15 protein-coding genes and 1 pseudogene are annotated in these 23,550 nt (G+C 73.9%); 11 read left to right on the plus strand and 5 right to left on the minus strand.

Going from position 1 to position 23,550, the window contains the following annotated elements; all coding sequences use genetic code 11:
- Window positions 1-166 precede the first annotated feature (166 nt).
- Window positions 167-1,540: an NlpC/P60 family protein gene (locus tag ACIP67_RS01465; RefSeq protein WP_401685644.1), complete on the minus strand. Its 1,374-nt coding sequence runs from the start codon at window positions 1,538-1,540 to the stop codon at window positions 167-169.
- Between the two features lie 421 nt (window positions 1,541-1,961).
- Window positions 1,962-2,282 carry a helix-turn-helix transcriptional regulator gene (locus ACIP67_RS01470; RefSeq protein ID WP_401685646.1) on the minus strand — a complete coding sequence of 107 codons (321 nt, stop codon included), beginning with the start codon at window positions 2,280-2,282 and terminating at the stop codon, window positions 1,962-1,964.
- A gap of 125 nt (window positions 2,283-2,407) precedes the next feature.
- Here ACIP67_RS01470 and ACIP67_RS01475 point away from each other — a divergent pair, with 125 nt between their 5' ends.
- From ACIP67_RS01475 to ACIP67_RS01485, 3 genes are all read left to right on the plus strand, one after another.
- Entirely contained in the window at window positions 2,408-3,127 is a 720-nt protein-coding gene (locus ACIP67_RS01475) for an STAS domain-containing protein (protein ID WP_401685649.1), read from the plus strand.
- Window positions 3,128-3,402: 275 nt separating this feature from the next.
- Window positions 3,403-4,011, plus strand: coding sequence for a flavin reductase family protein (locus ACIP67_RS01480; RefSeq protein WP_401685652.1), 609 nt, complete (start codon window positions 3,403-3,405; stop codon window positions 4,009-4,011).
- Between the two features lie 62 nt (window positions 4,012-4,073).
- The gene (locus ACIP67_RS01485) at window positions 4,074-5,795 is read left to right on the plus strand and encodes an immunity 49 family protein (RefSeq protein ID WP_401685655.1); all 1,722 of its coding nucleotides are present in this window, start codon (window positions 4,074-4,076) and stop codon (window positions 5,793-5,795) included.
- A gap of 247 nt (window positions 5,796-6,042) precedes the next feature.
- Here ACIP67_RS01485 and ACIP67_RS01490 read toward each other — a convergent pair whose 3' ends face one another.
- Complete coding sequence (locus tag ACIP67_RS01490) at window positions 6,043-7,617, minus strand: MFS transporter (protein ID WP_401685657.1); 1,575 nt, start codon at window positions 7,615-7,617, stop codon at window positions 6,043-6,045.
- A gap of 381 nt (window positions 7,618-7,998) precedes the next feature.
- Here ACIP67_RS01490 and ACIP67_RS01495 point away from each other — a divergent pair.
- The 7 genes and pseudogenes from ACIP67_RS01495 to ACIP67_RS01525 all read left to right on the plus strand — a co-directional run.
- A pseudogene (locus ACIP67_RS01495) lies at window positions 7,999-8,502 on the plus strand (hypothetical protein); the annotation flags it as partial.
- Between the two features lie 153 nt (window positions 8,503-8,655).
- On the plus strand, window positions 8,656-9,996 hold the full coding sequence (locus ACIP67_RS01500) for a hypothetical protein (protein ID WP_401686759.1): 1,341 nt from the start codon (window positions 8,656-8,658) through the stop codon (window positions 9,994-9,996).
- A complete protein-coding gene (locus ACIP67_RS01505; RefSeq protein ID WP_401685660.1) occupies window positions 9,993-11,474 on the plus strand; it encodes a VWA domain-containing protein in 1,482 nt (493 codons plus the stop codon). Before ACIP67_RS01500 ends, ACIP67_RS01505 begins: the two co-directional genes overlap by 4 nt.
- Before the next feature lie 147 nt (window positions 11,475-11,621).
- Window positions 11,622-12,734, plus strand: a complete 1,113-nt coding sequence (locus ACIP67_RS01510) for an AAA family ATPase (protein ID WP_401685663.1) — start codon at window positions 11,622-11,624, stop codon at window positions 12,732-12,734.
- Window positions 12,731-15,523 (plus strand): hypothetical protein, encoded by a 2,793-nt coding sequence (locus ACIP67_RS01515; RefSeq protein ID WP_401685666.1) that lies wholly within the window; start codon window positions 12,731-12,733, stop codon window positions 15,521-15,523. The genes ACIP67_RS01510 and ACIP67_RS01515 overlap by 4 nt, the downstream gene beginning before the upstream one ends.
- A 200-nt stretch (window positions 15,524-15,723) precedes the next feature.
- Complete coding sequence (locus tag ACIP67_RS01520) at window positions 15,724-16,383, plus strand: beta-glucanase (protein WP_401685668.1); 660 nt, start codon at window positions 15,724-15,726, stop codon at window positions 16,381-16,383.
- Between the two features lie 164 nt (window positions 16,384-16,547).
- Window positions 16,548-16,742, plus strand: a complete 195-nt coding sequence (locus ACIP67_RS01525) for a hypothetical protein (protein WP_401685670.1) — start codon at window positions 16,548-16,550, stop codon at window positions 16,740-16,742.
- A gap of 205 nt (window positions 16,743-16,947) precedes the next feature.
- On the opposite strand, the gene ACIP67_RS01530 is transcribed toward ACIP67_RS01525, so the two are convergent.
- Complete coding sequence (locus tag ACIP67_RS01530) at window positions 16,948-18,720, minus strand: protein kinase (RefSeq protein ID WP_401685673.1); 1,773 nt, start codon at window positions 18,718-18,720, stop codon at window positions 16,948-16,950.
- 191 nt (window positions 18,721-18,911) lie between these two features.
- Between ACIP67_RS01530 and ACIP67_RS01535 the strand changes: the two genes are divergently transcribed.
- Window positions 18,912-22,286 (plus strand): pyruvate carboxylase, encoded by a 3,375-nt coding sequence (locus ACIP67_RS01535; RefSeq protein ID WP_401685676.1) that lies wholly within the window; start codon window positions 18,912-18,914, stop codon window positions 22,284-22,286.
- A gap of 18 nt (window positions 22,287-22,304) precedes the next feature.
- Here the strand turns inward: ACIP67_RS01535 and ACIP67_RS01540 are convergent, their stop codons facing one another.
- The gene (locus tag ACIP67_RS01540; protein WP_401685679.1) at window positions 22,305-23,270 is read right to left on the minus strand and encodes an STM4015 family protein; all 966 of its coding nucleotides are present in this window, start codon (window positions 23,268-23,270) and stop codon (window positions 22,305-22,307) included.
- Window positions 23,271-23,550: the final 280 nt, after the last annotated feature.

Below are 23,550 nucleotides of genomic sequence, written 5' to 3' on the forward strand. Positions count from 1 at the left end.
CCGGTCGCTGCCGTGTCGGGACGGAGCCCGGGTACGCGGTGCTGTCGCCTCGCGATCCTCGTGCCCCTCGCGATCCTCGTGCCCTCGCGATCCTCGTGCCCTCGCGATCCTCGTGCCCCTCGGGCGGTGTGCGGGCGGCGTGCGGGCCCGACCCCGGGACGCACGCTCAGGCGGGCCGTACCGCGCCGCGCAGGGCGCCTCCCCCGAGGCCGTGCACCGACTCCTCGCGGAGGTACGAGCCGGGGCCCGGCGCGTGGATCATCGTTCCCTCGCCCGTGCACAGGCCGGTGTGGCTGAGATCGTCGAAGAAGAAGACGAGGTCGCCGGGGCGCAGGTCGTCCAGGCCCACCCGGGTGAAAGCCCGCGCCTGGTCGACGGCCGCCCGCGGCAGCGTCACCCCGGCGGCCTTCCACGCGGCCTGGGTGAGGCTGGAGCAGTCGTAGGACTCCGGTCCCGTAGCGCCCCACACGCACGGCCGCCCGATCTGGGCCCGGGCGAAGGCGAGGGCCTTGTCCCCCTTGCCGAGGTAGGCCGGCCCGGAGGCGTAGGCGGTGACGCCGGTGGGGACCGGGGCGGCGGGGGTGACCGGTGCCGGCGCGTAAGCGGGGACGGGGGCCGGCGCGGCGGCGTAAGCGGGGAGGGGCGCCGGTACGGGGGCGGACGCCGTCGTGGTGGGGGTGGGGGCGGGGGCGGTGGTGTCGGCTGCGGGCCAGGGGAGTTGGGGCGCCGGAGCGGTGGAATCGGGTGTCGGCAGCGGGGCGTCCGGTGTCCTCGGTCCGGCGTCCGTGCCCAGAAGGCCGTAACTCGCCGCGAGCAGGCCGGTTTCGGGTTCCGGGAACCGGGACACGGGTGCCGGGAGGGCGGGTTGCGGTACGGCGAAGCCGGACGCGGTGACGGGAAGGCCGCCGTCTCCGGTGGTGGTGAAGGCGTCCGCGGCGGCCGTGGGGCCGTTTCCGGTGGCCGTGAGGCCGTCCGCCGGTGCCACCGGTCGTGCCCCGGCCGGCGGCACCGCCGGGGCGCCGGAGGAGGCGGGGGCCGGGGGAAGGGCCCGCGGTTCCTCCCGGCGGGGCGCGGGCAGGGCCGGCAGCGTGGTCGCGGCCGGAACGGCCGGTCCCGGCGCCTGTCGCCCGCCCGCCTCCAGCGCGAGCCGGACACCGGACGCCTCCAGTTCCCGTACGGCGTCGGAGCCGGCCGGCGCCTGGGGGCGCGCGGGCGGCGCCGGGCGCGAGGGCAGGCGGTCCGCCGGCAGTGCGGCGGGCGTGGTCGGCCCGAGCCGGTCGCGTGCCAGGTCGAACCACTGCCGGGCGATGGCCTCCAGCGACGGATCGCCGCCGGGGCGCCCGCCGGCGGCGACGGAGGTGACGGTCCGTCGGTTGCCGTTGCGCATGGCGCGGGTGGCGTTGAACGTGCCGGTGTCGCTCTCGGCCCGGTCGTAGAGGGCGCTGACCCGCTGCTGGATCTCCGCGCGGCTCGGTTCCCCCGCGCCTTCGAAGCGTGCGGAACCCTGGCCCGTGGGGAGCGTGGTGCGATCCGTCGCCATGGAAGACGTACTCCTTCCGTGCTCCGCCGGCCGAGGGGTGGGCGGTGGGCGTGGGCGGGCCGGTGCCGGGAGACCCGCACCCGCACCCGCTGCCGGGCGTCCGGCCCCGGACCGGTCGCTTCCCGGCTCCGGACGTGCCACCGGAGTCCTGCGTCGGCGGGAGCCGCGCGGCCCGGCGGGGTTCGCCGGAGTCGGTCGTGCGGCCCGGGCGTCAACCTAGCCAACGTGTGTGGCTGGTGTGAAGATTGTCGTGTCGAATGTCCGATACGTTTTCGTGACCTTCATCTCGCGCGGCGGCAGGAGGCGTGAGGCGCCCCGACTTGGCCGATGCGCGTCGCGGTCGACGGCGGTGGGGCGACGCCCCGTCCTCGGCCGCCGGCGGTCACGCGCCGTGCGTGCACTCCATGCCCGGCAGGCTGCCTCAGGGGCGCTGGGAGCGGTCGATCTCGTCCTGGGCCAACAGGGACAGCAGGGAGGCCACGGGCAGGCCCGCCTCCGCCGGATGACGCAGCACCTTGCCGGGCTCGATCCGGTACGTGTTGCCCCGGCCTTCCCGGGTGTGCGACAGGTAGCCGTCCTGCTCGAGGTCGGCAATGATCTTCTGGACGGCCCGCTCGGTCAGCCGGCAGTGCGCGGCGATGTCACGGATCCGGGCACTGTGGTTGTCGGCGATGGCGGCCAGGACGCGGGCGTGGTTGGTCAGGAACGTCCATCCTGTATGCGCTTCGGGCACTCCCTCCATGCGCCCATCCTACGGTCAGGTGTTCACGTACCCAAAAGCCGGAACTGGATTTCATGTATCTGTTGACGTGTGACGTCGTCACGGGCGAACCTGGGACCCCATGAAGAGTGACCGGGGAGGCGGTCATGGCGGAGTCTGTGAACGGGGTGCGTCCCGGCGGCGGGGACGACCGCCCGCGGGCCGGGACGAGCGGGGCGCCACCCGCCCGGACCTCGTCCGTGCCGGAGATCGCCGTACGTTCCGAGGGGGAGCGTGCCGTCGTGACGGTGCGAGGTGAACTCGACCTCGCGTCCGCCGGCCGGCTCGCCCACGCCCTGCGCGCCGCGCTGGCCGCCGCGGCCGACGGCGTCGACCTGGACCTGGGCGAGGTGGAGTTCTGCGACTGCGCCGCCCTGAACGTGCTGATCGGCCTGCGCGGACAGGGCCTGGAGCAGGGCAAGGCCGTCGGCATCCGCTCGGCCGGTCCCGTGGTCCGGCGACTGCTCGAGGTCACCGGGACGGGCGACCTCTTCGCCGGGCCCGGCGGCGCGTCGCGCGGCGGTGAGCGGGAGCCGCGCGCCCAGGTCGTCCACCTGCGACGGGCCCTGCGGACCCGTCCGGTCGTCGACCTCGCCCGCGGCATCCTCATGGCCTCCTTCGCGCTGAGCGCCGAGGACGCCTGGCGGGTTCTGGTCGAGGTGTCCCGGCACACCGGCACCGAGCCGCACCACCTCGCCCGCGATCTGGTCGCCGCCGTACAGGGGGAGCCGCCGGCCGAGGCCGTGCGGGATCAGGTGGCGGCGGCCGTGGACCGGATCCGGAGCTCGGAACCCCCGGTGGACGGCGACGGCGCACACGACCGGTGAGCCGGTGGACCGGCTCCCTGGCCGTGACCGGCCCCGACGGCCCCGACGCCTCTGGTGGATGGCGGCGGCGCACACGGCCGGTGGACCGGCTCCCCGAACATGGCCGGGCTCAGCGGACGGCCACGGCGCCGGCCGTCCGCTGAGCCCGACGGCCGCGCCGGTCGGCGGCCATGGGCGTTCCCGGCGCGGCCGTCGCCTCCGCCGGGAACGCCCGTGGCCGCCGCCGCTCCGTCCGTCCGGGCCCGGCCCGTCCCCTCCGGTGGAAAATGGCTGCCATGCGCATCGACCACACCCCCGAGTCCCTGGGCGCGGGAGCCTTCTACCGGCTCCTCACCGCCGTCGTCGTGCCCCGGCCGATCGCCTGGGTGTCGACCCTCTCGGCCGACGGCAGGACCGCCAACCTCGCCCCGCACTCGTTCTTCACCGTCGCCTGCACCGACCCGCCGATCGTCCAGTTCACCTCCGTCGGCCGCAAGGACTCGCTGCGCAACATCGAGGCCACCGGCGAGTTCGTCGTGAACCTCGCCCCCGAACCGCTCCTCGAGCAGATCAACGCCAGTGCCGTCAACTTCCCCGCCGAGACGGACGAGTTCGACGCCGTCGGTATCGAGCGGGAGCCCTCGGTGTGCGTCGAACCGCCCCGCGTGGCCGCCTCACCGGTGGCCCTGGAGTGCCGGCTCCACTCCACCCTCGGCATCGGCAACTCCACCCTCGTCCTCGGGCAGGTCGTGCACGCCGCCGTCGACGAGGACGTCGTCGTCGACGGACACCCCGACATCCGCAGGCTCCGGCCGCTGGCCCGGCTCGGCGGCGACGAGTGGAGCACCGTCGGCGACCTCCGGGAACGGGCCCGCATCGCCTACCGGGACTGGCCGCGGACCTGACCGGGCCGGCGGGTGCGCGGGCACCGGCGGGGGGTGCGCCGTCCACTCCGTAGAGTGATCACGTGACGCCACACGACGCTACCGACGCCCACTTGCCCGCTCTCACCGTCGCCCAAGCGGACCGCCTGCGCGGCCTGGTGGCCGACCACTTCGCCGCCCGGCACGGCATACGCCCGGACGTCGCGGGGGACACCGCCGAGCACGACGGACACCGGTACCCGCTCGCCGACCTCGCCCGGCGGTGCCGGGACACCGCCGAGGAGGGCTGGCCCGGCCTCGTCCGGGAGCACTTCACGCGGCTGGAGTCCGTCCCCCGCGGCGACGAGGACCCGCAGGAGCTGTTGCGCCGCACCCACCTGCGCCTGCTGCCGTCCGACGCCCTCCCCGCCGACGCCGCGCGGAACTTCCGCTACGTGCGCCCGGTGGCCGAGGACCTCGTCGCCGCCCTCGCCCTGGACACCCCGGACTTCGTGCGGATCCTCGACGACGCCGATGTGGTGCGGGCCGGTGGCAACGCCCTGTGGGCCGCCGGACGCGCCAACCTGCTGGCCGACCCGGTGGAGTACACGCAGGTGCCGTGCCCGTCGGGGGCACTGCTGCACTCCGTGTACGGGGACTCCCACTCCGTGGCGAGCAGGGCGCTGGTCCTGGAGGAGCTGGTCCGCGACCTCACCGGACGGGAGCTGCCGGCGGCCGGCGCCCTCGTCGCCGTACCGACCCGGCACCTGCTGGCCTTCCACCCGATCGAGGACGGCACCGCCGTGGACGCGGTCAACGACCTGGGCGCCTACGCCCTCGGCGCCCACCAGGACGGTCCCGGCGCGCTCAGCCCGCGTCTGTACTGGTGGCACCAGGGTCGGCTGACCTGCCTCACGGTCTTCGACCACGACAGCCGGATCCTGTCCGTGGCGCCGCCGCCGGAGCTGCTGGACGTGCTGAGGAACCTCAGCGGCGCCGCCGCCCCGCCCCCGGAGGAGCCCGACGTGGACCGGCTCGCGCGGACCGTCGCCGAACTGACCGGGCGGCTCGCCCAGGACCCGGCCGCCTTCACGCCCGCCCTCGAGGCCGCGCTCACCCACGCGCACGTCCGCTGCGCCGACGACCCCGACGCGGCGAAGCCGGAGACCTGGGAGGCCTGGGTCACCGCGATGCAGATCGGCAGCGCCCTGTTCGCCACCACCCTCGCCCACGAGGGCACGGTCGACTGCCGCATCGGCGACCGGGTGCACACCCTGCCCGCCACCGGGCCGGCCCCGCACGCCGGCGCCCGCGCCTGGATCGACGCCCTCTGGCTCGTCCTCGTCTGCCGTGAGACCGAACGGCTGAGGATGCTGTGCCGGGTCCCGGTGGAGGAGCTGCGCCGCGTGAGTCCGCAGACCGACGACTACGTCTTCCACTGGATCGACACGCTGCAGAGCTACTTCGGGAACGTTCCCGCGAACGACATCGTGCCCAAGCTCATCACCACCATGGACACCTCCGCCCCGCACGTGGCGACCCGTACCGAGAAGGAGTGGCTCGAACTCGTCGACTACCAGCCCGTCGCCCTCTTCCACCGTGTCTTCAGGCGCCAGGAGGACCACTTCACGGAGGAGCTCGCCGACGCCCTCCGGTACCACACCACCTACTACCACGGCCTCACCGACCCGCGCGGCCACGTCGCCCTGGGCCCCCTGGCCCTGGCCTGCCTCGCCCACGACTCGGGGTTCACCGTCGACACGAGCTCCCGCTACCTGCCCGAGCACCTCGTCGCACGCTCGTGGTGCGGGGAGTTCGCGACCTGACGGAGGACCCCGGGCGGAGCGGCGGAGGACTCTGGGAGGAGCGGTGGGGCGAGACCGTCGGCGGCGGTGAGACCTGTGGCGGTGGCTGTGGTGGTCGCCGTGGCGGCGGCCTCGGGCGCGGTCGCGGTGGCATGGGCGTCGCCGTCGCCGTCCTGGCCGTTCCATGCGACGGCCCGGTGGGGGTGCGCCCCCACCGGGCCGTCGTGTCAATGGGGGGCGCTCACCGGCGCCGCCGTGCCGGGGACGCTCAGTCCGCGCCGTCGGCCGCCTTCCCGTGACGGCCGGTCAGGACGAACGCCGCGACCGCCGCTACCAGCATGCCGACGCCTCCGACGAGGGCGCAGGTGTGCAGCGCGTCCGTGAAGCCCGCGCCGTAGGCGGTGTGCGCCTTCAGGGTGGTCTCCGCTGAGTCCAGGCGCAGGAAGGCGCCGGCCTGGATGCCGGCGTGGGACACCACGCCGAGGACCTCGCCCTGATCGGCCGGGCTCAGACCGGAGCCGGCCAGGTGGGCGGGGAGCGTGTCCAGGGTGCGGTGGGTGAGCACCACACCGAAGATCGCCGGACCCAGCGCGCTGCCGATCTGCCGGAGGGCGCTGTTGGCCGCGCCCGCCGTGCCCGCCAGCCGATGCGGCAGGCTGTCCATGGCGATCGTCGTGATCGGGGCCATGGCCAGGGCGATGCCGACCCCCAGGACCGCGATGACCAGGGCCGCCGTACCGGTGCCGGTGGACGCCTGGAAGGACGTCACGCACAGCGCCCCGATGCCGCCCAGCACGAGACCGGTGACCAGCAGCAGCCGGGGCGAGAACCGGTTCATCAGCCGGCCGACCAGCGGCCCGAGGACGACGGTGAAGCCGTTGAGGGCGATGAGCCGTACCGCGATGTCCCACGTCGACGCGTGGTGGACCAGACCGAAGTACTCGCTCAGCGCGAACACCAGACCGACCTGCGCGAACAGGGTGACCGCCATGACCAGCGCGGTACCGGAGAACGCGGGGGAGCGGAACAGCCGCATGTCGAGCATCGGGCACGGCGAGCGCAGCTCCACCACGACGAACGCCGGGAGCGCGGCCGCCGTCACCAGGAAGGCGATCACCGCCTCCGGCGAGGACCAGCCGACGCTGCCGCCCTCGATCACGCCGTAGACCAGGCCCGTGACCGCGACGATCGCCAGGATCTGGCCGGGGATGTCCAGGTGCCGTTCGCGGGTCGCCCGCGAGTCCTGGAGCAGGAGCGTTCCGACGACGGCCGTGACCGCGCCGACGACCAGCGACGGCAGGAAGATCCAGCGCCAGCTCGCCTGCTCCACGATCGCCCCGTTGAACAGCGGACCGAGCGTGAGGCCGAGGCCCAGGGACGCCGTCCACAGCGCGATCGCCCGTGCCCGCCTGCGCGGGTCCGGACAGACATGGCCGATCAGCGCGAGGGTCGACGGCAGCAGTGCGGCCGTGCCCACACCGGTCAGCGCCTGCCCCACGCAGACCTGGGCGACGCCGTCGGCGGTGAGACAGACCAGGGAACCGAGGGCGACCAGGGACACGCCGGCCACATAGGTCTTCTTGCGCCCGTACAGGTCACCGATCATTCCGCAGGTCAGCAGGAGGGCGGCGGTCGGCAGGATGAAGGCGTCGGTGATCCACTGCAGGCCGACCGTGGAGGCGTCCAGCGCCTGCTGCATCACCGGCAGCGCGACCGAGACGCCGACGACCGGCAGATAGGAGACGAACACCCCGAGGCAGGCCAGCACGATCGTGGCCGGCACATGACGGGAGGACGTCGGGGACGGGAACGGGGACGGGGTTGCGGAAAGGGTGGTCGACATGGCACCTCACGACGTCGTGCGGGCGCCTATCGGGCACAGGGCGCGCTCGGCTCGAATCTTCATTGACGTAAGCCATTTCTGATCAGGGAATTCGCGCTTCGGACCGTATACCGGCCGACCCGCCGCCGAGATGCCGCCGGACCTGCAAACTTAGGTGAACCGAACCGGTCGCCCGCCCCGTCGGCCGGCCGGCGGCCCGCGACGGGCCCCCGGCCCCCGCCTCCACGGGCACGGGGCCGGGGGCGTCCGCAGCGGTGGGCGAGGGGCGTTGTCAGTGGTCGCCGCTAGTTTCGTTCTTGTCGCGCCGCTCCGGCGGGACAGTCCCCCTGTGCTGCGCCGACACGGCGTGACACTCCCTTGTGCTGCGAAGGAGATGGTGCGTTGTCGGACTGGGAGAAGTCGAGCACGGCCCGGGTGGTGCCGCCCGCCCGGCCCCGCAAGCTCGCCAAGGTGCCCTTCGTCGAACTGGCCGACGGACGCCTGCAGGGCGTGGTGTCCAGCGGATCGGACATCGAGCGCGTCTACGTCTCGTCCGTGGCCTGCACCACCTACGCGTTCGCGTGCAGCACCAACAACAACCGCCCCTGCGGCGGGGCCCGAGGCTCCTTCTGCAACCACATCCGCGCCCTCGTCACCGAGGCCGTCCTCCAGTACGGCGCCGAGCGGGTCGCCCGCTACCTGCGCGTCGACGCCGAGGGCGGCGCGGCGGACGCCGCGGGCCTCACCGCCGCCATGACCGCCACCCGTCCCGCGCAGGCGGACGGCAAGGCCGCGGCGGCCCCCGTCTTCAGCAGGTTCCTGCGCCACCTCGCCTACCTCGAACTCGCCCCCAGCACCGCCCCCCTGCCGGAGATGCAGTGGTTCCCGCCCACCCGGGCGGCGGCGACCGGGGCGCCCCCGAGCGGGCCCGGCCCCGGCGCGGCCCGGCACACCGACGCCCTCGCCCCGGCCGCCGAGGAGCCCACCGGCACACCCGTCGCGGAGGGCGGCGGGCACACCGACGATCTCACCGCGGCCGTCGACGGGCTCGACGAGGCACTGGCCGCGGTCGACGCCTTCGACCGCGCCCTCGTCGCGGGTCTGCTGCGCGTACAGCCCGCCCGCGCCGCCGACCTGACCGTCCTCGCCCGGGCCGTCGCCGGCTCGCCACTGGCCGCCCGGGTCGCCGAGGCGGCCGAGAAGGCGGCGGCCGGAGCGGCGAGCGAGGAGCACTTCACCGCCCTCGCCGCCGCCCGCACCGCCCTCCTGAGCGCCGCCCACGACGCGCTGACCGTCCGCCTCGACGAGACGAGCGGCCGCACCCGCGGCGAACCGACGGCGGCGGCACCCGCCGACGGCCGGGCGCCCAACCTGCTGCAAGCCGCCCGGACCTGGCTCGCCGACCTCGCCCGCACCGGCTGGCAGGGAATCGACCACGAACTCGTCGGCGCGGCCGCCCCCATCGTCTCCGCGATGCTCCCCGACCCCGCGCTGCGCCGCCTGGCCACCCTGCTCGACGGCTTCGCCGCCGAACTCGCCGCCTCCTGCCCCGGCACCGCCGTGGAGCGGTTCCCGGCCCGCCGCTGGGCCGATCTGTGGGCGCGCGCCCTGCTCCTGACCCGGTCCGGGGCCACCGGACCCGCCGCGACCGGCACCGCCACCGGCCGGCTCCTGCCCCTGGGCGTCGACCTCCACGAGCACGCGACCGCGGTCCAGGCCCAGGTCCACGCGGTGTACGAACCCGCCGACGGCGCCACACCCCGCCTGGTCCGCGCGAGCGTCTCCGTGCCGAAGCCGGACACCGTCGTCGCGGCGGGCGTCTGGCAGCTCCTGCGGCCCCGTCTGTCGCTGCTGGCGGCGCTCGGCGAAGGCCGGGCCATGGACCTCACCGACATGCCCCTCACCGAGGAGGGCGACCTCCTCTGGGACGACGAACGGGCCCGCACGGGCGAGCCGGCCGACCCCTTCGCCACCGCCCGCGTCGCCCTGCCCACGGCGACCGCCGCGACCACCGCACCCCTGGACCGGCACCCCGCCCGCCTCGCCGAACCCGTCTTCCTGGAGGGCTACGGCACCCGGCGGGACGGCGACACCCTCACCTTCGCCCTCCCCGGACACTCCCTCGCCGTCGACACCGACCGCGTACCGGCCGCCGGGCCGCTCACCCCCGACGCCGTCGCGGCCTCCAGCGCCTGCATCGGCCTGCTCCGCTGGGACGACGGACGGTTCCGCCTCCAGCCGCTCGCCGTCGAGACGACCGTGCGCAGGAAGACCGTCGCCGTCCAGGCCGGGGCCTGGGCCGGCGGCACCACCGACAAGGCCGGCGCCAAGGCGGAGAAGGCCGCCACGGACGCCGTGACCGTACTGCGGGAGCGGGCGGGAAGGCTGCTGCGCAAATGAGCGACCACGCCACGGATCACACCACGGATCACACCACGGGCCACGCCACGGGCCACACCGGCGTGACGGACCGCCACGACAACCGCCGCCAGGTCCTCTACTGGCGGCTGCTCGCCCGGCTCTTCGACCCCGAGGAGCAGCCCGCGCTGGAGTCCGCGAGCCTCGCCGTCGTCGAGGACGTCGGCCTGCCGCCCGCACTGCTGGACCCGCAGACCTCCGTCGACTCCCTCGTCCAGCGCCACCCCGAACTGGCCGCCGAGTTCGCCGGTCTGATGGTGCCCGAGCCCGCCGGGGACGACCCGGACGGCACCGCCGACGAGGAACCCGGTGACGGACGCGACCGGGCCGCCGAGGTGCGGCGCGCCGCCCTGGTCGCCAAGGTGCTGCTCAACGTCTTCACCACGGGGAGCGGAGCCGTCACCGCCGGACAGCTGTCGCGGTGGCAGTCCGACGCCGGCTGGCTGGAGCGCGCCCTCGGCTGCTCGCCCGGCGACCTGCGCGGCGGCCGCGGACCGGGCGGCCCCCAGGGAGCCTCCCCGGCCGGCTCCGGCGGCAACGGCAGGACACCCGACCTCGGCACCCCGATCCCGGCCATCGGACCGGAACTCGGCGCGCTGGAGGCCGACCTCGTCCGACGCATGCGCCTGCGGGAGGTGCTCGCCGACCCGCAGCTCGCCGCCCGGCTCACCCCGAGCATGTCGCTCATCGAGCAGCTCCTGCGCGACAAGGACAACCTCTCCGGCGTCGCCCTCGCCAACGCCAAGGCCCTCATCCGCCGCTTCGTCGACGAGGTCGCCGACGTCCTGCGCACCCAGGTCGAGAAGGCCACGGTCGGCGCGATCGACCGCTCCGTCCCGCCCAAGCGCGTGTTCCGCAACCTCGATCTCGACCGCACCATCTGGAAGAACCTCACCAACTACAGCCCCGAGGAGGAACGCCTCTACGTCGACCGCCTCTACTACCGCCACACCGCCCGCCGGACGACTCCCCAGCGGCTCATCGTGGTCGTGGACCAGTCGGGCTCGATGGTCGACTCCATGGTCAACTGCACCATCCTGGCGTCGATCTTCGCCGGCCTGCCCAAGGTGGACGTGCACCTGATCGCCTACGACACCCAGGCGCTCGACCTCACCCCCTGGGTCCACGACCCGTTCGAGACGCTGCTGCGCACCAACCTCGGCGGCGGCACCGACGGCACCGTCGCCATGGCCCTGGCCCAGCCGAAGGTCGCCGAGCCGCGCAACACCGTCGTGGTGTGGATCTCCGACTTCTACGAATGGCAGTCCCAGCCGCTGTTCGACAGCATGGCCGCGCTGCACCGCTCAGGGGTCAAGTTCATCCCCGTCGGATCGGTCACCAGCTCCGGACGCGGCAGCGTCAACCCCTGGTTCCGCGAGCGCTTCAAGGACCAGGGCACCCCGGTGATCTCCGGCCACATCCGCAAGCTCGTCCAGGAACTGAAGACGTTCCTCGCCTAGTTCCTCCGGGTTCCGACGGGCTCTGCCTCCCGGCCGGCCTTGCTTCGACAGCCCCTGCTTCCCGGCAGCCCCTGCCTTCTGCCTTCCCTTTTCCCTGATTCCCCGGACGTTCCTCCGACTCCCCGCCATTGCGAGAAAGGCACCGTGATGTCCGACCTGTTGCGCGCCCCCGCCGAGACCAAGTACGCCGAGGAACTGGACTGGCTCGAGTCGATCGACGACCACCCCAAGCCGTTCTCCTGGCGCCTGTCGCCGAAGATGGTCCGCCTGTTCGTCCTCGGCTCCGAGCGCGCCGACGGTGTCGACCGGGACATCGCGCAGAAGTGGTTCGGCGACGCCGCTTTCGTCGAACGCTCCATCGTCACCCTCGCCTCGGACCGCGGCCTGCTGCTCATCGGCGATCCCGGAACCGGCAAGAGCTGGCTGGCCGAGCTGCTCTCCGCGGCGATCTGCCGCAACTCCACCCAGGTGGTGCAGGGCACGGCCGGCACCACCGAGGACCACATCAAGTACTCGTGGAACGTCTCCATGGTCATCGCCAAGGGCCAGTCACGGGAGTCGATGATCCCCTCGCCGATCATGACCGCCATGGAGACCGGCACGATCGGCCGCTTCGAGGAACTCACCCGATCCACCAGCGACGTCCAGGACGCGCTGATCTCGATCCTGTCGGAGAAGTACATCTCCGTCCCCGAACTCGACAGCGACAACATCGTCTTCGCCAAGCCCGGCTTCTCCGTGATCGCCACCGCCAACAGCCGCGACCGGGGCGTCAACGACCTCTCCTCCGCGCTCAAGCGCCGCTTCAACTTCGTCCGCATCCCGGTGGTCACCGACAAGAAGAGCGAGGCGGAGATCGTCCGCTTCCGCACCGAGGAACTGCTGCGCCGCCACCGGATCGACCTGGACGTCCCGCCCACCCTGCTGGACGTGCTGCTGCGGAGCTTCGCCGACCTGCGCGCCTCCGCGGCCGCCGCCGGCAGCGACGACGAGAAACTGGAGTCCGCGCTGTCCACCGCGGAGCAGATCGGCGTCCTGGAGGACGCGATCCTGCACAGCAACTTCTTCGGCGAACGCGCCCTGACCGCGCACACCCTCGCCTCCTCCCTGGTCGGCTCCCTGGCCCGCCGCGAACCCGAGGACCTCGCCATCCTCAACAAGTACCTGCACGGCGTCGTCGAGCCGCGCGGCAAGGAAGAGGGCGGCTCCTGGCCGGAGTTCCTCGAGGGCGGCCGCGACGCCATCGCGACCCTGTCGTGAGCGCCCCGGCCGAGGGCGCGTTCACCGCCCTGCGCACCCAGCTCCAGGAGGCGGCCACCGCCTTCGCCGACGGGCCCGGAGCACTGGAGGGCATCCTGCGGGGCATCGTCGACGACGTCGAGCGTGCGGTGCGCGAGCCGCTGGAGATCTTCCCCGTCTGCCACCACTCACCGGCCTCCGCCCTCGCCATGGCCCGCCGGCTGCGCGAGAGACAGCCGAAGGTGATCTACCTCGAACTGTGCGAGGACATGGCGCCCCTCCTCACCGAGCTGCGCAACTGCCGCCTGCCGGTGGCCGTCCAGGCGTTCGCCAGCGAGATCGACGGCTTCCCCGCCGACTGGTCGCCGCTCTCCGTCGTCGCCCCGGTCACCGAGGCCTCGGCCGAGTACCAGGCGATCGCCTACGCCCTCGACACCCCCGGCGTCGAGCTGGTCCTCGTCGACCGCTCCTCCGACCACGTCTTCCAGTGGGAGACGCCGGCCGCCCAGGAGACCGGCCCCGACGCACCGGCCGCCGACGACGGCAGTGCCCTGCACGGCGACGCCGTCGGCGTGGAGATCGGCGACCTGCGGCCCCGCTTCGCCGAACTGGAGGAGCACCTGCTGCGCCACGGCCGCGTACGGCACTGGTCGGAGTGGTGGCACCAGTACGTCGAAGTGCCGCTCGGCGACAGCGACCACGACACCTACCGGCAGGTCATGCTGCTGATCGGCAGCCTCTTCCGGCGGCTCGCCCCCGGCGACGCACGCCGCGTGCGGGTCGACGAGGACCGCGAGCGGTACATGTGGACGCGGATGCGCGAACACCTCGCCGCCACCGGCGCCGACCCCGCCGACTGCCTCTACGTGTGCGGCGCCTTCCACGCCGCCAGCCGTGTCGAGGAGTTCGGCGTGCACGGCAGCGACACCTTCACCATCACCCCGCGCACCGCCACCACCTGGCGGCACGGCCTGATCCCGTCCAGCCACGCGGCCGTCGAGGCCCAGTTCGGCCTCGTCGCCGGGTCGGTGTCCATCGCCGCGACGGAATGGGCGAAGAACCTCCGGCGCACCGGCGTCCGGCCCTACCGCCTGGAGGGCCAGGCGGGCACGCGGAAGAGCGGCAGGGCCGGGAAGAGCGCCCTGCCCGCCCCGGCGCCCGCGGCGCCGGCCGCCGACCGGCTCACCGGCTTCCTCCAGCGGCCGCCCGCCCTCGACGCCCTCGACGAGGCCGAACTCCTCGGCTGGTCCGTGCAGATCGTGCGGGCGGCACGACGCAACGGCTACCTCGCCTCCACCGCCGACGCGATCGCCGTGTTCGAGACGTCCATCCTCCTGGCCGGGATGCGCGACCGCGTCAAGCCGACGCCGTACGACTTCCAGGACGCGGCCGTCACCTGCATCGAGAAGGACGCCGTGCCGGGGCGGCGGGACGTGCGCCGGCTGGTCGAGATCATGATGGGCGGCGACCGCGTCGGACAGGTCGGCTACGACGCGCTGCCGCCGCTCGCCCGGGACGTGCACGACCGGCTCGCGCCGCTGAACCTCAAGCTCCAGCAGCGCGGTGTGCGACGAGCCCTGCTGGACATCGCCGCCCGGCCCGAACTGGAACGCTACTCCGACGTGCTGTGGATGCTGCACCGTCTGCTGCCGCAGGGCGCCGCACGGCCGATCATGGGCGACCGGAGCCTCGGCGAGCGCCCCATCCAGGAGTCCTGGGACCTGGCCCTCGGCAGCCACCAGCGCGCCCTCGTCGAACTCGGCTACGAGGGCGTCAGCATCGAGCAGGTCCTGGAGCAGCGGCTGCGCCGCACCGCGTACGCGCCGCAGGCCACCGCCGCCCAGGTGTTGGAGACCGTCGAGGACGCCGTCCGCTACCTGCGCAGCCGCCGCCTCGCCGACGAGCTCGGCACCCGCGCCCTCGAGGTCCTGGCGGGCGAACGCACCGTCGACGGCGCGCCGGAGGTCCTGCGCCGCATACGCCGCCTGCTGGCCCACTACCGCACCGCCGAACCGGTGCTGCCGCCCTGGATCGAGTCCTTCGTCAAGACCGGCTACGCGCACTACTGCACCCTGCTGCCGACGGCGTTCACCGACGAGGACGCGACGGTCCGCCAGGTCGCGGCCATGCTGGGCTTCCTCTTCAGCATGGAGGGCCTGGCCCTCTCCCTCGGCTGCGACCGGACCCAGCTCGAACTGGCCCTCGCCCAGTCCCACCCCGCGGAGCCCTCGCGGACGGCCCTGCTGTGGGCGGCGCAGACCCAGCTGGGCACGCTCTCCCGCGCCGCCCTGCGGGAACGCTGCGACGACCTGCTGGCCAACCCGCTGGTGGTGCCCGCCTACCCGCGCTACCTCAGCGGTTTCCTGCACGCCCTGGAGCCGGTGCCGGCTCTCGCCGACTTCGTCGTCGCGGCGGTGTCGAACGCCTTCGCCCGCCTCCCCGACCCGGTGCTGCTGCCCTGGCTGCCGACCCTGATCACCACCCTGCGCTCCGGCGGCGCCGAACTGGCCCCCCTGCTGATCCGGGAGGCGGGCCGCGTCTTCCCGCCCCGGCTGGCGGAACTGGACGCCTGGACACCGCCGTGGCGTCTCGCACAGGAGCGGCCGCCGAGTGCGGCCCCGGCAGGGCGGGCCGCCGCCCGGGGCGTCGCGCTCCTCGCCGCCCGTCCGGCGACCTGCGACGCCCTCGCGGACCTGCTCGGCTGCGACGGCGCCTGGGAGAACGTCGCCCCCGGCCCGCAGGGCACCGTCCTCCTCACCCACCACCCGCACACCGCGACCGCGCTGGAGGCACTGCTGGCAGGAGCCTGAGCCGCACCGAGGGAAACCGCATGGAGGGGCGTCCGTCAATGGTGATCAGGGCGAATCACGCGAACGGGGGATGTGTGCGCGTAGGTCACGTCACACGTCCGGGTGGTCTTGACGGCGCGCCGTCCCCGCTGCCGCATGTCCGCCACGGTGACGGGGATGCCTCGGACAGCGCACAGCGTGCGAGGACGAGGAGGACGCCAGTGACCGACGTCTGCTTCAGAGCCGATTTCGCTTCGTCCAGTCAGTGGGTCGCGGGCCGTTCATGGGCCTATCCCGACGGCGGGCCGACCAACCGCAACGACAACAAACTCGACCACCTGGTGTCCGACCCCGCGTACTCGCGGGGCGGCACCTTCCGCGCCACCCGTCGGGACGACGGACTGTGGGACGCCGGGCTGCTCACCACGGAGGGCAGCGAGGACGGCTTCATGGTCCGCACGGGAGACCGCCTCGACGCCCGGGTCCGGCTGCCCGTCGAGATCGGGGCCTGGCCCGCCATCTGGACCTGGCGGGACGGCGACCAGGAGATCGACGTGTTCGAGTACCACCCGGACAACCCCGACCTGCTGGAACTCTCCAACCATGTGCGCGACGCGCACCGGTACCACCGCGACGAGGCCGTGCGTCCCGGCGGCTGGATCAACCTCAGGGTGGAGTTCGGCTCCCGTACCGTCGTGTGGAGCCTCAACGGCAGACGCGTCTTCGCCGACCACCGGGGCGTGGGGCGCGACTGGCACGCCTATCTGATCGTGAACCTGTCCGTGTGCGCCGGCCGCTACCACCCGGCGCCCGACCCGGAGGCGACGGAGATGTCCTTCGAGGTGTCCGCCCTCACCGTGCGCCGTCCGGCCCGCACCTGAGCGGGCGACGGGCCCGCACCTGGCACGGCGCGGGCGTCCCCGCCACACGGACTGGGCCGTTCGGTGGCGGATCGCCCGCGGAGTCCCCCGAACGGCCCAACCCGACGGGACGCGGGGCGGCGTACGCGGTCTGCTGGAGACATGCCCGGCAGAAGGGAAAAGCCGTGTACGAGATGAAGGTGGGTCTGGCGTCGGGCGGCGGTGAACTGGTGTGGCACGTGGTGTCCCGGCACCACGACAGCAGCCTGTGCGGAACCGCTCTCCTGGCCGCAGGAGCGACGGCCGCACAGGAAACCGACCGCCACTGCGCCCCCTGCATGGTCCGGTTGCAGCAACTGATGGACGCTGCGCGGGACTGACGACCACCGCCGCCTGACCAGTACCCACGGAGACCACAACCACCGACACCGACCACAGACACCGACCACCGACCGGACGTGGCCGTCGTCGGTCGGCCGTGCTGAACGCGGTCGGCCGGCGACGGCCACGTCCGGTCGTGGCACATCGGTCGTCGGACAGCGGCCGTCGGACAGCGGCCGTCGGCCGACCGGCCGGCGCCGGGCGTCAGCCGTCGGCCGGCATCACCTTGGTCACCCGGCCCTTGGTGTCGGCCTCCAGATAACCGCTGTCGTTGTAGGCGTCGCTGAGATAGACGGCCATGCCCGCGGGGGTGTCGAAGATCGTGTTCGGCTGTGTCACCAGCAGGTAGCGGCTCTCCGGGTCGGCCACGTTCAGCTTCTTCTCCGCCTCGGCGAGCAGCGCGGGCACCCGGTCCCAGGCGAAGCCGTCCAGGCTGACGGGCTGCTGGCTGCTGGGCAGCGTGCCCTTGATGATGCCCTTCTGCACGCCCTCGCCGGGACGGTAGGTGTACGAGTCGTACTTGGTGTCACTGCCCTCGACCATGAGATGTGCCGAGATGTACTCGGGATACACGGAGAAGGAGCCGTAGCGGTCGCGACCGGTCTCCTCCTCGAAAGCCTTGATCGCGGTACGGATGCCGTCGGGGGTCAGCAGGTCGGTCGTGCCGGTCCCGGCCGTGGCACCGGTGGTCGACTCCGTGGTCGCCGTGGCCGACGCGGTCGCCCGGCTCCCCGAGCCGGAGCCGTTCCCGCTCCCGGAACCGGCGTCCTGCCCGGACAGCGCCCACACGAGGACACCGGCGAGCAGCAGTCCCGTCCCCGGCAGACCGAGGAGCAGCAGGCGCGGTCGCCGCCCGGGGCGTCGTACGGGCACGCCCACGGGCGGCGTCGAACCGGTCCAGGCAGCCGCCGCCCCGGACGGGGCGGGCCCGTTCCACGCCGCCGGGGTCGCCTGCGCAGGCCCGGACGCGCCTGCCGCCGTCACCGGTTCCCCGACCGGCACTCCCTGCGGCGGGGCCAGAGGATAGGAGGTCCGGGTCTGCGGCCCCGGCTCCTGTCGCGGCCGCCCCTGCGCCTCCGCCCGGTCCCGTCCCTCCGCCCGGTCCCGTCCCTCCGCCCCGGCGCCCTCCGGCATCCGCCCCCGCGCCACGTCCGCCAGCATCCGCTCGAACGCGGCCGCGTCCGGCCGAGCCGAGGGATCCCGGACGAGGACCCGCATCAGCGGGTCCGTCAGCGGTCCGGCCCGCTCCGGGGGCGGCACGTCCTCGCTGAGGACGGCCGCGAGCGTCGCCAGTGTCGTGCCGCGGCGCAGGGGGTGGCGGCCCTCCACGGCCGCGTACAGCATCATCGCCAGCGACCACAGGTCGGAGGCAGGCCCGCCCTCCTGGCCGGACACCCGCTCCGGCGCCATGTAGTCCGGCGTGCCGATGACCGAACCGGTCGCGGTCAGGGCGGTCGCCTCGCGGATCGCGGCGATGCCGAAGTCGGTGAGGACGGGCCGCCCGTCGGGGCGCAGCAGCACGTTGGCGGGTTTGACGTCGCGGTGCTGGATCCCGGCGTCGTGCGCGGCGCGCAGCGCGGCGAGCACGTCCAGGCCGATGCGCGCCGCCTCGACGGGGTCCATCGGCCCACGGGCGAGACGGTCGGCCAGCGAACCGCCGTCGACGAGCTCCATCACGATCCACGGGTAGCTTCCCTCACCGCCGTCGACCACGTGATGGATCGTCACGACGTTGGGGTGGTCGATCCGGGCCAGCGCCCTGGCCTCCCGCAGCACCCGTTCCCGCAGCATCCGGGCCGCCTCCGGGTCGTACTCGGCCAGCCCCGGGTCGGGCGGCCGGACCTCCTTGACGGCCACGCTCCGGTGCAGCACCAGATCCGTGGCCCGCCACACCGTCCCCATGCCGCCGCCACCGAGCCGCGCCCGGAGCTCGAACCGTCCGTCGACGACCCGTCTGTCGCTGTCCGCCTCACTCATGCGCGGGAGCATAGTTGCTCGCACCGACACCCCGATCCGGCCGGCCGGGGCGCCCGTACCCCCGTGGCGGGAGCGTCCTGCGCGGCTCCGTCCGGGCGGAGAACGACCATGGAGTGGCCCGACTCACATGGCACTCCCGGGACGGCATGGACACCATGGTCCCGTCACCGGGCCGGCTGAAGGGATCCAGGATGTTCCGCAAGGTGCTGGTCGCCAACCGTGGTGAGATCGCGATCCGGGCGTTCCGCGCCGGCTACGAGCTGGGCGCGCGCACCGTCGCCGTCTTCCCGCACGAGGACCGCAACTCGCTGCACCGGCTGAAGGCCGACGAAGCCTACGAGATCGGCGAGCCGGGGCATCCCGTGCGGGCGTACCTCTCGGTCGAGGAGATCGTGCGGGCGGCGCGCCGGGCCGGCGCCGACGCCGTCTACCCGGGGTACGGGTTCCTCTCGGAGAACCCCGAACTGGCCCGCGCCTGCGAGGAGGCGGGCATCACCTTCGTCGGCCCCGACGCCCGTACCCTCGAACTGACCGGGAACAAGGCCCGCGCGGTCGCCGCCGCCCGTGAGGCGGGCGTACCCGTGCTGGGCTCGTCGGAGCCGTCCACCGACGTCGACGAGCTGGTCCGCGCGGCCGACGGGATCGGTTTCCCCGTGTTCGTCAAGGCCGTCGCGGGTGGCGGCGGACGCGGCATGCGGCGGGTGGAGGACCCGGCGCACCTGCGGGAGGCGATCGAGGCGGCGTCCCGGGAGGCGGCGTCCGCGTTCGGTGACCCCACGGTCTTCCTGGAGAAGGCCGTCGTCGACCCCCGCCACATCGAGGTGCAGATCCTCGCCGACGGCCAGGGCGAGGTCATCCACCTGTTCGAGCGGGACTGCTCGCTCCAGCGCCGCCACCAGAAGGTCATCGAGCTGGCACCCGCGCCCGGCCTCGACCCGGAGCTGCGCGACCGGATCTGCGCCGACGCCGTCGCCTTCGCCCGCCGGATCGGCTACCGCAACGCGGGCACGGTGGAGTTCCTCCTCGACCGCGACGGCCGGCACGTCTTCATCGAGATGAACCCGCGCATCCAGGTCGAGCACACGGTCACCGAGGAGGTCACCGACGTCGACCTGGTCCAGGCCCAGCTGCGCATCGCCGCCGGCGAGACCCTCGCCGACCTCGGCCTGGCGCAGGACACCGTCACCCTGCGCGGCGCGGCCCTCCAGTGCCGGATCACCACCGAGGACCCCGCCAACGGCTTCCGCCCCGACACCGGACGGATCAGCGCCTACCGTTCCCCCGGCGGCTCCGGCATCCGCCTGGACGGCGGCACCACCCACGCGGGTACGGAGATCAGCGCGCACTTCGACTCGATGCTGGTCAAACTCACCTGCCGGGGCCGGGACTTCCAGGCCGCGATCGGCCGGGCCCGGCGTGCCGTGGCCGAGTTCCGCATCCGCGGCGTCGCCACCAACATCCCGTTCCTCCAGGCCGTCCTGGACGACCCCGACTTCCAGGCCGGGCGCGTCACCACGTCGTTCATCGAGCAGCGCCCGTACCTGCTCACCGCCCGCCACTCCGCCGACCGCGGCACCAAGCTGCTCACCTACCTCGCCGACGTCACGGTGAACAAGCCGCACGGCGAGCGGCCCGAGCTCGTCGACCCCGTCACCAAGCTGCCCCCGCTGCCCGGCACCGAGCCGCCCGCGGGCTCCCGGCAGCGGCTGGTCGGCCTCGGTCCCGAGGGCTTCGCCCGGTGGCTGCGCGAGTCGCCCACCACCGGCGTCACCGACACCACCTTCCGCGACGCCCACCAGTCGCTGCTCGCCACCCGGGTGCGCACCAAGGACCTGCTGGCCGCCGCCCCCGTCGTCGCCCGCACCCTGCCCGGGCTGCTCTCCCTGGAGTGCTGGGGCGGCGCCACCTACGACGTCGCCCTGCGCTTCCTCGCCGAGGACCCGTGGGAGCGGCTGGCCGCCCTGCGCGAGGCCGTCCCCAACATCTGCCTCCAGATGCTGCTGCGCGGCCGCAACACCGTCGGCTACACCCCGTACCCGACCGAGGTCACCGACGCCTTCGTCCAGGAGGCCGCCGCCACCGGCATCGACATCTTCCGCATCTTCGACGCGCTCAACGACGTCGGCCAGATGCGGCCCGCCATCGACGCCGTGCGCGAGACCGGCACGGCGGTCGCCGAGGTGGCCCTCTGCTACACCTCCGACCTGTCCAACCCCGACGAACGCCTCTACACCCTCGACTACTACCTCCGCCTGGCCGAGCAGATCGTCGAGGCGGGCGCCCACGTCCTGGCCGTCAAGGACATGGCCGGCCTGCTGCGCGCCCCGGCCGCCGCCACGCTGGTCTCCGCCCTGCGCCGCGAGTTCGGCCTGCCGGTGCACCTGCACACCCACGACACCGCGGGCGGCCAGCTCGCCACCTACCTCGCCGCGATCCAGGCCGGCGCGGACGCGGTCGACGGCGCCGTGGCGTCGATGGCCGGGACGACCTCGCAGCCGTCGCTGTCGGCGCTGGTCGCCGCCACCGACCACTCCGAGCACCCCACCGGCCTCGACCTCCAGGCCGTCGGCGACCTCGAGCCGTACTGGGAGGGCGTCCGGCGGATCTACGCCCCGTTCGAGGCGGGCCTCGCCTCGCCCACCGGCCGCGTCTACCACCACGAGATCCCCGGCGGCCAGCTGTCCAACCTGCGCACCCAGGCCGTCGCACTCGGCCTCGGCGACCGCTTCGAGGACATCGAGGCGATGTACGCCGCCGCCGACCGCATCCTCGGCCGTCTGGTCAAGGTCACCCCGTCCTCCAAGGTGGTCGGCGACCTCGCCCTGCACCTCGTGGGCGCCGGGGTGAGCCCCGAGGACTTCGAGACGGCACCGGACCGCTACGACATCCCGGACTCCGTCATCGGGTTCCTGCGCGGCGAACTCGGCACCCCGCCCGGCGGCTGGCCCGAGCCGTTCCGCACCAAGGCCCTCCAGGGCCGCGCCGGGCCCAAGCCCGTGACGGAGCTGTCCACGGAGGACCGCGAGGGACTGGAGAAGACCCCCCGCGCCACCCTCAACCGGCTGCTGTTCCCCGGTCCGACCCGCGACTTCGACACCCACCGCCAGGCGTTCGGCGACACCAGCGTCCTGGACAGCAAGGACTTCTTCTACGGACTGCGCCCGGGGAAGGAGTACGCCGTCGACCTCGAGCCCGGTGTACGGCTGCTGATCGAGCTCCAGGCGGTCGGCGAGGCCGACGAGCGCGGCATGCGCACCGTGATGTCGTCGCTCAACGGCCAGCTGCGGCCCATCCAGGTCCGTGACCAAGCGGCCGCCTCGGACGTCCCGGTGACCGAGAAGGCCGACCGGTCCGACCCCGGGCACGTGGCCGCCCCGTTCGCGGGCGTGGTGACGCTGGCGGTCGCCGAGGGCGACCGGGTGGAGGCCGGTGCCACGGTCGCCACCATCGAGGCCATGAAGATGGAGGCCACCATCACCGCCCCGCGGGCCGGCCGGGTCAGCCGGCTGGCCATCAACCGGATCCAGCAGGTGGAGGGCGGTGACCTGCTCGTCGAGGTGGGCTGAGCCGGCGGGGGACGGGGCTCACTCCCCGGCGGCGACGAACCGCATGTCCTCGTCCTCCTCCTCTTCCCGTCCGTCGAGGTTCACCCGCACGCCGTACGGCTCGAGGGACTCCCGCAGACGCAGCGTCATCGCCTCCGACAGGTAGTGGTGGTGCAGGTCCAGCTCCTGGAGGTGGGTGAGGGGCTGCCCGCCCAGCAGGGCCTCGGCACCGGTGTCGGAGAGGGTGCCGCGGCACAGGCGCAGGGTCTCCAGCCGGGCGACGACGGGAGCGGTGGCGACGGCGGCGGCGATCTCGTCCTGGATGTCGGCGTTCTGGAGCCCCAGGTGACGCAGCGCGGGCAGCCGGCCGCCGTCGAGGACGGGCGCGAGGTCGGCCACGGTGGTGTCGCGGCCGTAGTCCTCGACCCCCAGCCACAGGTCCAGGTGCTCCAGCCGGGGCAGGTCCGAGGCGGTGAGGCCGCGGACCGCCGCGGCGGGCAGACCGCCGTTCTCCAGCCGCAGCACGCGCAGGTGCTCATGGCGCAGCGGCGTGAACGTGAGCCCCGGCTCGCCGGCGTACCCGCCGTTGGAGCCGCGCACCGCGAGTTCCTCCAGCCGCGGGTAGGCGGTCAGGAACGGGGTCACGTCGTCCTGGACGATCCAGGAGAGCTCGGACTCCTCGAAGGTGAGGTCGGCGAGGTAGAGGGCCTTCAGCCCGGTGAGGCGGTCGGCGGCGGCCGTGAGCAGGGCCGCCGTCGCCTCCGAGTCGGCGGCGTCCAGTTCGCTGCCGTAGGCGCCGACCCCCAGCACCAGGGCCCGCACCCGTGCCGGATCGACGGTGTCCAGGAAGCGCCGCAGGCCGTCCTCGAAGGTCTCCCCGCCCCGGTCCTCGTCCATGGACAGCCGCCAGGCGACCGTCTCGGCCGCCGGCAACGCGCTCGTCTCCTCGCCGAGCAGCGGGAAGTCGTGCACCGGCAGGCCGTGCAGTTCCGATATGTGGTCCAAGGCCGTGAGCCTTCCGGGTCGGTACGGCGGCCGACCCCGGACGCCCCGGCGTCGGCCCGTGGGCGGCCTTTCTACCAAGGGCCACCGACAGTCACCGCCGCCGCCCTCGCGCCGCGGGGGCGGGCGCGACCCGCCCGGCCCGCCCCCGTACAGCGGCGTCCGGCGCCGCGCCCGCGCCCCCCGCCCCGGCACACGGCTCTCCGTACCCGCCAGGTCTGCCCCCGGGGACAACTTCCTCTGCCCGTCCGTCCGATGACGGGCCGTGGGTTCCGCGCTACCG

The organism is Streptomyces sp. NPDC088812 (genome assembly GCF_044750285.1).
Taxonomy (GTDB): domain Bacteria; phylum Actinomycetota; class Actinomycetes; order Streptomycetales; family Streptomycetaceae; genus Streptomyces.